General features: G+C 57.2%; 14 protein-coding genes and 1 tRNA gene. 7 read left to right on the top strand and 8 right to left on the bottom strand.

Features of this window, described 5'->3' with window-relative positions; genetic code table 11:
• Window positions 1-205 precede the first annotated feature (205 nt).
• The 4 genes from uppE (at window position 206) to CRO62_RS23750 (ending at window position 4,135) form a co-directional block, all read left to right on the top strand.
• Complete coding sequence (gene uppE / locus CRO62_RS23765; protein ID WP_097102282.1) at window positions 206-1,759, top strand: polysaccharide biosynthesis glycosyltransferase UppE; 1,554 nt, start codon at window positions 206-208, stop codon at window positions 1,757-1,759.
• Window positions 1,756-2,997, top strand: coding sequence for a polysaccharide biosynthesis O-antigen ligase family protein UppF (gene uppF, locus CRO62_RS23760; protein WP_097102280.1), 1,242 nt, complete (start codon window positions 1,756-1,758; stop codon window positions 2,995-2,997). The genes uppE and uppF overlap by 4 nt, the downstream gene beginning before the upstream one ends.
• A gap of 78 nt (window positions 2,998-3,075) precedes the next feature.
• Window positions 3,076-3,225 (top strand): hypothetical protein, encoded by a 150-nt coding sequence (locus CRO62_RS23755; RefSeq protein WP_003512607.1) that lies wholly within the window; start codon window positions 3,076-3,078, stop codon window positions 3,223-3,225.
• 229 nt (window positions 3,226-3,454) lie between these two features.
• Window positions 3,455-4,135 (top strand): hypothetical protein, encoded by a 681-nt coding sequence (locus CRO62_RS23750; RefSeq protein ID WP_097102278.1) that lies wholly within the window; start codon window positions 3,455-3,457, stop codon window positions 4,133-4,135.
• Between the two features lie 96 nt (window positions 4,136-4,231).
• Here CRO62_RS23750 and CRO62_RS23745 read toward each other — a convergent pair whose 3' ends face one another.
• The gene (locus tag CRO62_RS23745; RefSeq protein WP_097102276.1) at window positions 4,232-4,768 is read right to left on the bottom strand and encodes a DUF1269 domain-containing protein; all 537 of its coding nucleotides are present in this window, start codon (window positions 4,766-4,768) and stop codon (window positions 4,232-4,234) included.
• A 219-nt stretch (window positions 4,769-4,987) separates the two neighbouring features.
• Between CRO62_RS23745 and CRO62_RS23740 the strand changes: the two genes are divergently transcribed.
• The 3 genes from CRO62_RS23740 to CRO62_RS23730 all read left to right on the top strand — a co-directional run bounded on the left by CRO62_RS23740 (window position 4,988) and on the right by CRO62_RS23730 (window position 5,837).
• Window positions 4,988-5,064: transfer RNA gene (locus CRO62_RS23740), tRNA-Pro, on the top strand.
• Between the two features lie 138 nt (window positions 5,065-5,202).
• Entirely contained in the window at window positions 5,203-5,463 is a 261-nt protein-coding gene (locus CRO62_RS23735) for a hypothetical protein (protein WP_003512603.1), read from the top strand.
• A gap of 170 nt (window positions 5,464-5,633) precedes the next feature.
• Window positions 5,634-5,837: a hypothetical protein gene (locus tag CRO62_RS23730; RefSeq protein ID WP_013635930.1), complete on the top strand. Its 204-nt coding sequence runs from the start codon at window positions 5,634-5,636 to the stop codon at window positions 5,835-5,837.
• Between the two features lie 59 nt (window positions 5,838-5,896).
• Here CRO62_RS23730 and CRO62_RS23725 read toward each other — a convergent pair whose 3' ends face one another.
• From CRO62_RS23725 to CRO62_RS23695, 7 genes are all read right to left on the bottom strand, one after another.
• Complete coding sequence (locus tag CRO62_RS23725) at window positions 5,897-6,394, bottom strand: ferritin (RefSeq protein WP_003512602.1); 498 nt, start codon at window positions 6,392-6,394, stop codon at window positions 5,897-5,899.
• A 116-nt stretch (window positions 6,395-6,510) separates the two neighbouring features.
• Window positions 6,511-6,966: a pseudoazurin gene (locus CRO62_RS23720; RefSeq protein ID WP_097102272.1), complete on the bottom strand. Its 456-nt coding sequence runs from the start codon at window positions 6,964-6,966 to the stop codon at window positions 6,511-6,513.
• Window positions 6,963-7,784 (bottom strand): ABC transporter ATP-binding protein, encoded by an 822-nt coding sequence (locus CRO62_RS23715; protein ID WP_097102270.1) that lies wholly within the window; start codon window positions 7,782-7,784, stop codon window positions 6,963-6,965. Before CRO62_RS23715 ends, CRO62_RS23720 begins: the two co-directional genes overlap by 4 nt.
• Window positions 7,781-8,833 (bottom strand): FecCD family ABC transporter permease, encoded by a 1,053-nt coding sequence (locus tag CRO62_RS23710; protein ID WP_097103271.1) that lies wholly within the window; start codon window positions 8,831-8,833, stop codon window positions 7,781-7,783. Before CRO62_RS23710 ends, CRO62_RS23715 begins: the two co-directional genes overlap by 4 nt.
• A 120-nt stretch (window positions 8,834-8,953) precedes the next feature.
• A complete protein-coding gene (locus tag CRO62_RS23705) occupies window positions 8,954-10,048 on the bottom strand; it encodes an ABC transporter substrate-binding protein (RefSeq protein ID WP_097102268.1) in 1,095 nt (364 codons plus the stop codon).
• Between the two features lie 303 nt (window positions 10,049-10,351).
• Window positions 10,352-10,906 carry a dual specificity protein phosphatase family protein gene (locus tag CRO62_RS23700; protein ID WP_179784612.1) on the bottom strand — a complete coding sequence of 185 codons (555 nt, stop codon included), beginning with the start codon at window positions 10,904-10,906 and terminating at the stop codon, window positions 10,352-10,354.
• A 138-nt stretch (window positions 10,907-11,044) separates the two neighbouring features.
• Complete coding sequence (locus CRO62_RS23695) at window positions 11,045-11,632, bottom strand: YqaA family protein (protein WP_097102264.1); 588 nt, start codon at window positions 11,630-11,632, stop codon at window positions 11,045-11,047.
• Window positions 11,633-12,081: the final 449 nt, after the last annotated feature.

Genomic DNA, 12,081 nt, shown 5'->3' with positions numbered 1-12,081 from the left:
CGATTTTTAATTGTATATTCCGCCGTCCTGTAGAAACTCATCATAAACGTTTCTTAGCATGTTTCGGCTAGTTTCCTGCTCGTAGAGCGCACATATCCTCGCGGATGCGAAAACTGTGCTCTACCACTTTGAAGTTGCGCATCGTTCCCTTCGAAAATCGATTCCGATTTTCGGGCCGATGGGCTGGAGGGTGCGGACCAAAGCAATGACCAAGGCTGACAAGGGAAGACTTGAATTCGATCTGGCAACGTTGCGCCAGCAAATCTCCGAGCGCGATGCGGGTGAGCCTTCCGCATCGGAAAGCGTCGTTCTCAATCCGCTTGCCCGGCAGATCGCCAACCAGCTTCGCGCCGGCAACCATTCGCCAAACATGGTCATCGGCCAATTGCGTCTTCTCGAATTTTCGATGCTTGCGATCATCGCGGCCATCGTCAACGGCATCGCTGCCCGGCAGGGGCTTGAAACCTTTCTTGCGGTTTTCGGCATTGGGGTGCTGGGCGCGGCGGTTTGCGTGTTTCTTTTGCAGGCCGGCGACTGTTACCAGTTGCCGACGCTGCGCGCGCCGCTGAAAATGTTTGCCCGCATTCAGGGCGCCGTCTGCCTGTCCTTCGTCACCGTCGCCAGCATCCTTCTCCTGTTTTTGCCAGAAGCGCTGCATTCCTGGCAGACTTTTGCCATCTGGTACGCCACGGGCGCAATCGCCATTTTCACCGGACGGCTGATCCTCGGCTTCGCCATTCGCCACTGGGGCCGCAACGGCGTGATGGAGCGTCGCGCCGTGATCGTCGGTGGCGGCGATGCCGCAAAGGACCTCATCCGCTCGCTCGAACAGCAATCGGACAATGATATCCGCATCTGCGGTATTTTCGACGACCGGAAAAGCGAGCGTTCGCCCGATGTCGTTGCCGGCTACCCCAAGCTCGGCACCTTCGCGGAACTGGTGGAATTCGCCCGCCTGACGAAGCTCGACATGCTGATCATCGCCCTGCCGCTCAGTGCCGAGGCGCGTATCCTCCAGCTCCTGCGCAAGCTTTGGGTGCTGCCCGTCGATATCCGTATCGCGGCCCATGCCAACAAATTGCGTTTCCGCCCCCGCGCCTATTCCCATGTCGGCGCGGTGCCGATGCTCGACGTGTTCGACAAGCCGATACGCGACTGGGATTCGGTGGGGAAACGGGTGTTCGACATCGTCTTCAGCATTATCGGCATCGTTCTGTTGTGGCCGGTGATGCTGGGCGCGGCGATTGCCGTCAAGACGACATCCAAAGGCCCGGTGTTCTTCAAGCAGAAGCGTCATGGCTTCAACAATGAAACGATCAATGTCTGGAAGTTCCGTTCCATGTATACGGAACTCAGCGACCCCACGGCGAAAAAGGCCGTCACGAAAAACGATCCGCGCGTCACGCCGGTCGGGCGGTTCCTGCGAAAATCCTCGATGGACGAGCTGCCACAGCTTTTCAACGTTCTTTACGGTGATCTTTCTTTGGTCGGGCCGCGTCCGCACGCCGTGCACGCCCAGACGGGCGACCTGAAATATACCGAGGTGGTGGAGCATTATTTCGCCCGACACAAGGTCAAGCCCGGTGTTACCGGCTGGGCGCAGATCAATGGCTGGCGTGGTGAGATCGACCACGGCGACAAGATCAAGTTCCGCACCGAATACGATCTCTATTATATCGAGAACTGGTCGCTGCTTCTCGATCTCAAGATCCTGTTCCTGACGCCGATCCGGCTGCTCAAATCGGAAAATGCCTATTGACCCACACCGGTTACCAGCACGCGCCGGATTTTGACGCACCGCTTGCCGCCATGCGGCTGGTCGGCGCGTTCTTCATTGCCTTCGGCGTCTTTCTTTCCGGCTTCGTGATTTCCGAACCGGCGCCCTACGAGCTGATGATGGTGGGGCAAGTGGCCATCTGGTTCCTGCTGGGCTTGCGCCTCTCGCGCACCGTCGTCCTGCTTCTGTGCATGCTGCTTGCCTTCAATGTCGGCGGTTATCTTTCGCTCACCACCATGGCCAATCTTGACGAGGGACCGCTCTATCTCGCCGTATCGACCTTTCTGGCGCTGACCTCGGTTTTTTATGCTGCCATCATCGAGGACAAGCACCAGCGGCTGCTGCTGATTTTCCGGGCCTGGCTCGCCGCAGCGTTGATTACCTCCCTGCTCGGCATCATCGGATATTTTCACGCCATTCCCGGTTTCGAGGTCTTTACCCTTTACGATCGCGCCAAGGGCGCCTTTCAGGACCCGAACGTTTTCGGCCCCTTCCTGGTGACGCCGTCGCTGTACCTGATTTACGGCCTGCTCTCCGGCAAGGCGATGCATGCGCCATGGCGGATCCTTGGCCTGCTTATTCTGTCTCTTGCCGTGTTCCTGTCGTTTTCACGCGCCGCATGGGGCCTTTTCCTGTTTTCGGCCGTGCTTCTGGTTTTCGTCATGCTGCTGAAAGAGCGCACGGCGGCATTCCGGCTGAAAATCCTCGTTCTGTTTCTCGTCGCCGTGGCATTGATGGTCGCAGCCGTCATCATCGCGCTGCAATTCAAGCAGGTGGCAGACCTGTTCTCTAGCCGCGCCTCGGCGGTGCAATCCTATGATGGCGGCCATCTCGGGCGTTTTGCCCGCCACTATCTCGGTTTCCTGATGGCGATGGAACATCCGCTCGGCATCGGCCCCATGGTGTTCGATGACATCTTCCCCGCCGCAGAACATAATATCTGGCTGAAAAGCCTGACCACGCATGGCTGGTTCGGCTTCGTCATCTATCTCGCGCTGATCTGCTGGACCATTGCCGCCTGCTTCAAACTACTGCTGCGCCAGCGGCCGTGGCAGCCGTTTCTCATCATTTCCTGGGTAACCTTTGTCGGGCATGTGATGATCGGCAACGTCATCGACACCGATCACTGGCGGCATTTCTTCCTGCTGCTCGGCATATTGTGGGGATGCATGGCTCTGGAAAAGCGCGAAAACCTGCGCCGAAGCAGAAGTGCCGCTTAAAGTCCTTACCCTTACGGAACCTTACATTATTTCATGCGTTTAGCCCGCGATCATGATTGTCAAACGGGGAGACATCCTATGACGCAGACCAACAATCTCTATTTTATCATTGGCGCACTCCTGGTGGTTCTTGTCGGCCTTGGAGCCTATGTCTGGCACGAGGAAAGCAAACCGAAGGGGATCGAGATGAATATCGGCCCGAACGGTGTTTCCGTGCAGGAAAACTGAGCACTTCCAGTAAAACTGCGTAGCGGTTTCATGACTGAAACCAAGGCATTGAGCGCGTCCAACGCTTCCGTTCATTAGAGACGCACCATATGTCCGCAAGCGTCGCGCAAAGTTCGGCTATTAGACCGGGTGCATCCCAAGCTTGAGACGGCTGGGGATGCACCCGGTCTTCTTATGAGAGGAGACGAAAGGCGGGATCGAGAATCTTCGCCGAGCCGGTTCGGTATGCATGACGTGTATCGGCCTGATCATGGAAACAGTGAGCGCAATGGTCTCCTCCGTCGACCTGTCCACACGCATCAATGCCACCAAACTCGCACTCAAGGCCATCAAGGAGCAGGAGGACAATTCCGCTTCGACCTCCTCGCCACGAACTGCGATCCTCGACTCCTACGGGATCGACACCTCGCCCTCCTCCACCAATACGCGGCTGACACAGCTTCTGGCGCAATATGCGCAAGTTTCCGGCACTGCCGCGGAGACCGACGACACAAGCACGCAGGCGCCCTCCGGCGACATTACACGGGCCAGTTTCATGACAAGCCTGAAGGCGACGCTGGAAGAACTCTCCAAGGACCCGAGCAAGGCTACGCAAGCCAAGGCAATGCTGGAAGCGCTGGCCGCTGGAACGCTGACCGTCTCCGATCCGACCGAAGGCGCAAAGATAAAAGCCTGGGACGTGGAGGCCGACAAGACAACCACCTCAAAACCGGCAACCGAGATCACCACGACCGGCTGGAGCGATTTTCTGAAGGACCACCTCAAGCGCGACGGTTCCGCTTATGCCAAGACCACCGGTGGCGCCTATGTCGACAGTATTTCCGGCGACAACGCATTTTTTGGCAATGTCGGCAGTCGCTATTATTATCTGACCTGGCCGCAGGCGAAAACCGGAACGCTGACGGTTTAAGCCAACGTTTCCGGCAAGGGTCGAAGGGAGCGCCGCCGCCCTTTTATCGATCTGCTGCGACATAAATCATGCCGCAGCATCTTCTCCCTGCCGCGTTCAGACGGCAGGTGCTGCGGCTTGTTTCGTTCCGCCGGAAAGCGCCTTTTGCAGTTGCGCTTCCTGCTCAGGCGAAAGCGAGGTTTTGATGACCCGCCCACGAAGACCTTCCAGTTCCGCCATCACCTTTTCCGGCTGCACCTTGCGGATCAGCACGAACAACGCCGAAGAGCTATTCGGGATGGTTTCACCCAGAGATTTGATGAAATCGTCGTCGATGCCGTAATCCGTCAGCGACCCCGCAAGCGCACCCGTTCCCGCACCGATCGCGCCGCCGATCGCAAATCCCGCGAGCGGATTGAGGAACAGCAGGCCAACGAGGCCGCCCCAGAGACCACCGGAGAGAAAACCGGAGCTTGCACCGATCGCCGTCAGATTGACGCTCTGTTTCAGGTGCACCTTGCCGTTTTCATCGCGAACGACGACGACGGCATCTTCCAGATCGACCAGATATTCCTTTTTCATTCCAGCAAGTTTCAGAAGGACCCGGTCGGCCTCTTCCGTTCCGTCAAAACCGACAACGACGAGTTCGGACATGTTTCATCTCCCTGAATTTCAGTTTCGCTTAGATTGGAACGCCAAAGAACACGGCAGGTTCCCGCCATGATGGAAGGATGATGTGTCACGCGTTTGACGGGCAACATCGTCGGGAAGAAAGTCCCCTGCCCACCGTCCACAGCCTTTGTTCCTTTTTTCAAGAAAAGGCTATTTTCCGCTTGCGCCCTAACAGGCTTATATATAAACGGCTTTCAGGTTCGGAGCGTAGCGCAGCCCGGTAGCGCACTTGACTGGGGGTCAAGGGGTCGTGGGTTCGAATCCCGCCGCTCCGACCATTAAAAACAGATAGATAGCCAGTTCCCCCAGAGCTGGCTATAATTTTTTCAGCCACATTCTCGCCGGCGCCATGCGCGAATTGACAAGATGCGGTGTGGGTGTGCGTTTATCCAAGCCTGAGAACGAGGTGTGCTGTGATGGTCAAAAAAACAAAAATTGAACACTCGGAATTCTCAGGCGAATTTGAAGACGACGGTATCACGGTTCTGGTTGATATCTACCGGCCGGCTGGCACCCAACAGGATTGGACGCTCGAGGTTATCAGCGAGCACGATGATGTCACCACCTGGGAAGAACCTTTTACGACAGACAAGGACGCCTGGGAAGAATTCCTGGCCACCTGTGAGAAAGATGGAATTCGCAGCTTCCTGGACGGCGAAGATCCATCCGTTCATTGACGCTTGACACTGCGGTGCGAGGCCGTGGCGGGCGCGAGTGCATTCAACGATAATTCCTGAAATATACCCTTATTGCAAAGCCTGTGACCGTCCAGAGACGGCACGCATTTGCCTTGTTGACTCTCCGCTAAAATTAGAACATTTAGTGAACAAACGAGAGGTCAACCGATATGCCCGATGCGGAAAAAATCACCCCTGTACGGCCTGACGACATAGCTGGATATGTCATCCAGTGTCATGATGGCGATGCGAAGGCGGCTGTTGAAACGCTGCTGGGCGAAATCGAACATTTGCAGGAACAGCTTTCCCTTGCGGTTGCCATCATGGGAAAAGGCTATACGCGTGGATGGACGCCGGATTTGGGAAGTGACTGAACCAGCCACAAGCTGCGTTTGATGCAGCTTGTGGAATATCAATGAATGCTGCGCAGCCTTCAGGCCTTTTCAGCCAGTTCGCCGATTTCGCGGTCAATCAGATAAAGCGCATTGGGACCGTCACCGATCAGCTCGATCTTGCCCATTATCGTGCGGCACAGGCTGTCCTCTTCATGCTGTTCGTTCACGAACCATTGCAGAAAGGATGTGGTCGCATGGTCTTTTTCAGACCGCGCGAGATCAACCGCCGCGTTGATGGCGGCGGTGACACGCGATTCGTGTTGCGCGACAATTGCAAACAACCCCTTGATATCGTTTGCGGTGACCTGTGGGGCAGGCAGCTCGGTGAAAATAACTGGAGCTCCGAGATCGTTCAGAAAGCTGAAGATGCGGTGCATATGCTCCAGCTCTTCGGCAGCATGGCCAAGCAGAAACTTGTAGCAACCATCGAGATTGCGCTCAGCCGCCCAGGCGGCCGCCTGAAGATAGGCGTGGTGGGCGCGCAATTCGCCGTTGAGCAGATCGTTCAATGTCGTTTCGACTAGTTTATTTGCCATTGGTTTATCCTTGTTATGGTGATTGCAGCCAATTTTTTCGTGCGGGCTGCTTCACACACCCGGCGAGCGAGATTCGAGGGATCGAGCGTCCCATCTGGTCGAGCATGTAGACAGCGTCATTGCGCCGGCGTTACCTGTGCCAGAGCCGCGTCCAGCCTTTCGCCCTTCATGACCAGTTTGGGGCGCAGCTTCTCCGCCTTTTGCCTGACCGCTTCCAGATTGACGGGCTTGCCGACCTGGATCACGCCGATCATCGCCATCATCAGATGCGGCGGGCAATAATAGAGATAGACGCCTTCCTTCTCGACGGTGACGGTGAAGGCCTCATCGAGCTTGCCTTTCCAGGGCGTTACGCCTTCCGGAACGGCATAGGACTGCACGTAATGGCTGGAATTTTGCGGCACGAAGGTAATGGTGTCGCCGGGCTCTGCCTTCACAAAGGAAGGCTCGAACACCATGCTGCCGTCCGTGCCGTAATTGAGCATCAGCACCTTGTGTTCGGCAGCAAAGGACGGCGCGACAGAAAAGGTTACGGCCAAAGCCGCGGCAAACGTCATCAAAAATCGTTTCATGCAATTATTCCTTCAAGGGTTTTGAAATGTTCGGGCAGCGGGTCGCCAGCCGGCTGGATGACGGGATTGCCGCGCCTGTCCCGCAAAACTTCCACCGTCACCCCGTAGGTCTCGGAAATGAGTTTCGGCGTGACGATATCTCCCGGCGCGCCGGTCGCCTTCAATGCGCCACCGGAAATCACCAGCAGGTTGTCGGCATATTGGCAGGCGAGGTTGAGATCATGCAGCACGACGAGCGTTACCCAGCCATTGGCGCGGGTTTCCTGCCGCACCAGATCGAGAAGCGCCACCTGATGTTTGAGGTCCAGCGCGCTGACCGGCTCGTCCAGCAGCATCGCCTGCGGCTCGCGCATCAGAACCTGCGCGAAAAGCGCCATCTGCCGCTGCCCGCCGCTGAGCGAGGCAATCTCCCTGCCCGCCAGATGCGCTATGCCCGCCTGATGCAGGCGTGTCATGGCCAGGTCGAGCGTCTCGTCGTCAATATGCAGCGACAGACGCCCGAACCGGCCGAGTGCCACCACCTCCAGTACGCTGAGCGCAATATCGGCCGTGGTGTCTTGCGGCATGTAGGCAAAGCCGTCGCGCCACTGCCTTATATACCGCCCCGCCCTCTCCCCGGCCCGAAGGCGGCGGTCGCCGAGGCTGATCGAACCGGCAGCAAGTGGCAGATCGCCGAAGATCGCTCTCAGAAGGGTCGTCTTGCCCGTTCCGTTGGGGCCGATGACGGCATGAATATGCCCCGCCTCCAGACGTGCCGACAGGCCTTTCACTACAGTCTGTCCGCCGCGCTCGGCGGAAATCGAATCGAGAACCATCATCGGCCGCGCCTCTTCGGAGCGAAAATCAGCCACATCAGAAACGGTACGCCGACAATGGCCGTGACGATGCCAACCGGGAACAGCGCACCGGGAACGATCGATTTGGAGAGGATCGAGGCAGCCGACAGCATCAGCGCGCCGCTCAGCACCGACATGGGCAGGAAGAAGCGCTGATCCTCGCCCACCGTCATGCGGGCGATATGCGGCGCGACCAGCCCGATGAAACCGATGACGCCGACGAAGCTGGTGGCCGTCGCGGTCATGATGGCGACGATGACGAGAACCTTCATGCGCAGCCAGCGGACATTGATGCCGAGGCTTGCCGCCCGCATCTCCCCCATTCTGAGCGCGGTCAGCTTCCAGCAATCCGCCATCAACAGGGCGCAGCAGAGGGCGGTCACGGCAGCGGTCAGGCCAAGCGTCGGCCATGTTGCCTTGGTCAGGCTGCCGAACAGCCAGAAAAGGATCTGCTGGGACAGCTCCGGCGAGGACAGGAACTGGATGAGCGACAGCAGCGACTGAAACAGGAAGAGAAGCGCAATGCCGCCGAGAATGATGGTTTCGGTCGTCATCTGCCGCATGGAGGCCAGCATGAAGAGAAAAAGTGCTGCGAGCATGGAAAAGACAAACGCGCCCAGCGGAACGGCAATCATGGCATCCAGCCCGAGACCGCCAAGCGCCAGTACCAGCGCCGCACCGAAACCGGCGGCTGCGGCCATACCGAGCGTATAGGGGCTCGCCATGGGATTATTGAGCAGGGTCTGCATTTGCGCGCCACCTGCCCCGAGTGCCGCACCGACGGCAAGCGCCATCAGCGCCATGGGCAGGCGAAGGCCGCGCACGATGGAATCGGTCATGGCGGCCCGTTCGCCAAGGCCGGTCAGCGACTTCACCACTTCGGCGGGCGACAGCAGCGAAGGACCAGTGGCGATATCGAGAACAAGGCTCACCGCCATCAATACGAAGAAGATAGAGACGACACGCCAGCGACGGCGCTCGCGCAGCCGGTGCGCACCGATGGCCTCGGCGTTGCGGGCAGCAATTGTCATGAAAACCTGCCTGAAAGGACTGTCTTGAAAAGCGGACGCCGCAACGGCGGCGTTCGCGAGATTTCGCCACTGTGGCGGCGAAGAAAGCATGGTTCTGCGCCGCCGCAGGCAAGCGCGATATCAATCCTTGACGGCGATGGCGAAAGTGCCTTGAGGCGTTACCGGAAGGTACTTCTTGTAATAGCCGAGATAGTTGGCGATCGGATCGACATCCTTGAACTGCTCGGGATATAGCTGCTTTGCGATGTACTGAACCATGGCGAAATCGGAGAGCGTGCGCGACGCACCCTGATAGACGCCGAACAGCTGGCCGTTCTTGATGGCGGGCAATTCGCTCCAGCCCTGACGGGCCTCAAATGCCTTGAGTTTCTCGCCTGCGTCTGCCGCCTTCACCGCCTGTCCCATTGGCAGCGCTGCCGGGTTCTTGTTGTTTTCGCGACCGGAAATGAAGATGGCGTCAGGCTTGGACGCCAGAACCTGTTCTGGATTGATCGGTCCCCACCATTCGACGAAGGGAGCGGCAATGTTGTCGCCGCCAGCCGCCGTGGACATGGCGCCCCACATGTTCTTGCCGTAGGTGAAAGAATATTCGGCCGGGCCCTTGTTGCCGAACTCGACATAGACCTTCGGTTTCGGCTTTCCGGACCTGGCGACCCGGTCAGCGACCTCTTTCAGCGAACCGGCATAGAAGTCGGCAATTTCCTTGCCACGCTTCTCCTGGCCGGTCAGGTCACCGAAAAGCCGGGTCGAGGCGACATGCCGCTCGACCGTCTGGGCGTTGTAGTCGACGACGACGACGGGGATGCCCTCTTCTTCCAGACGATCGGCATCGAGACCAAGGGCTTTGTATTGCCAGTCCGCCAGAATCACCAGATCGGGATTGAGGCTCAACACTTTTTCGACCGAGAAAGTCTGCGCTTCCACTTCACCGACATCGGCAATGTCGGCAAGTGAGGCGCGATGCGCGAGATGCATTTTCCAGTTGGCGGGTACCCAGCCTTCCCAGGCTTCGCGAGAAATGCCGACGACGGAATCATAGGCTTTCTCGCCGCCGACCGCCATGTAGTCCTCGAAGTAGAAACCGAGAACAACACGCTTTGCTGGAAGGTCAACCTTCACCTCGCGTCCGATGACATCTGTGATGGTCTTTTGTTCAGCCATTACATGAGGGGCGGTAAAGAGAATAGACAAGAGCGATGCGGCAAGGCCGCTCATAAATGATTTTGGGGTCATGATGCGATCCAGAAGTTGAAACAACGTCGCTCTATAAAAGATGATTAAAGGAGTCAACTTAATTGTTGGATCGCATAAGTTACTAATATATAGACAAAAAATGTAATTTCCGACGAACCGTGAGAGGGAGAAATCGGGTCGCCTGATGAAAGACAGGCTGCGTCGTTGAGAACTCAACAGTTAGGAAACCACGCGTTTGCGCCCGTCCGGACCGTTGCGCGATCACAACGGAACTCAACATGCCGCTTCGATCTGCAATTCTGCGGACGCTATGCCCGACCGTTTTCAAAACTCGTTTGAAGCAATTGTGAAGTCGTCGGCGATCGACATGTGTTCGACATTTTCCCAGGTCTGATCCATGGCATAGGTCTCAGACAGATAGGGGATGCCGATATGGCCGTAGCGGACGGAAAGCTGGCTCTCAGCCGCCTTTTCACCGAGATACGCGACGCGGCCGAGATAAAGCGCGGTCGCAAGGCCTGTCCTGTCCGCACCGGACTTGCAATGGATGAGGATGGGCTTCGGCGCATCACGCATGATCGCGACCAACTGGTTCACCTTGTTCATGTCGAGTTCGTGGCGGGCTGACATGCCAAAATTGATATGGGTCAACCCCAGCTCGCGCGAGGTTTTGATCTCATCCTTGTACCAGCCCTCGGATTCATTCTCTCCGCGCAGATTGATGACCGTCTTGATGCCGTGGTCCCTGGCATAGCGGACCAGCTGCTCACTGCTTGGCTGGTTGGAGCGGTAAAGCTGCCCTGCCACCACCTCGTGAAAGTTGCCGAGAAGCTGGATGGCGAGGAGATAACCGCCTGCGGCAAGCACAGCAATACCCATGCCCCCCAAGGAGCACTTCCATAATCTTCGCATAATAAATCGGTTCTCTCATTGGACGAGACAACCGATACAGCTGGATTCTGACAGTAGGCTGAAAGTTATGCGACAGTATTGTAAGAGTAGAAAAACTGCGTTTCGTCAGCGCACGAAAACGTAGACCGCATAGATGGCGATGAGCGCTGCGGCCACTGCGGCGGCAATAACACCAAGGCGTTTTTCGATGAAGTGGCGCACCGGTTCACCGTATCTTTGCAGCAACCCGGCGAGGATGAAAAAGCGCGCGCCGCGCGTGACGACAGCCGAGAGAATGAACAGGCCGAGGCTGATATTGGCCGCACCAGAGAGGATGGTGACGACCTTGATCGGCGGCAGATGCGCAAAGCCCGATGTTACCAGCAGGAGAATGATGGTCTCGTAATTCACCGAATTCTTGAGCTGCTCGAAGCTGTCCAGCTTGCCGTAAAATTCCAGAATTGGCCGCGCGATGCTCTCGAAAGCGTAGTGACCGAGGAACCAGCCGGCGATGCCACCGAGAACGGAAGCGACCGTTGCGACGAGCGCATAAAACATCGCCCTTTTTGGCTTTGCCAGCACCATGGGCAGGAAAAGCACATCCGCCGGCACAACGAAGACGGAGCTTTCGACGAAGGCCACGATCGCCAGCCACCACACGGCGCTTTTGCGCGCGGCAAGCGCCATCGTCCAGGCATAGATGTTTTTCAGCATTTCATGTCCTCGGGGAAGATCGTTTTAGACCGAAGGCAAGGCGGGAGCCAAGGCATCTCAGTGGCGGTTCGTCAGCGGCGGACGGTCTGACTATCGACCGCCGCCAAATCAGGATTAGAGACAACGCAAGAGAATGGCAAATGTTGGAAGATTTATTTTTGCATTGCGGCAAAGGAGAAAAACAAACAATTCCAGACCGCAGCGGCGAATGGTTGCTGCGATGCGAAATTTCATCCTCAGGTAGATAAACCGGCCTTTTTGCGGTAGAATAAGGTGTGGCGGAAAGAGGAGGAAGTTATCATGGACTATGTAAGCTTCATTACGTCGATCAATCCGGTCATACTGGTCATCCTGCTGATTGTTCTTCTCGCAGGCGCCTACAGCAGCTGGGTTTCCCACTGACAAAGGCGGGCAGCAGCACCGGTCCGAAAAGACGCTGATTTTCCATC

Source organism: Rhizobium sp. AN6A (genome assembly GCF_900215635.1).
In the GTDB taxonomy this organism is placed as follows: Bacteria; Pseudomonadota; Alphaproteobacteria; order Rhizobiales; family Rhizobiaceae; genus Agrobacterium; species Agrobacterium tumefaciens.
The sequence above is the reverse complement of the archived record's forward strand: the minus strand, read 5'-3'. Positions and strand labels throughout refer to the sequence as shown.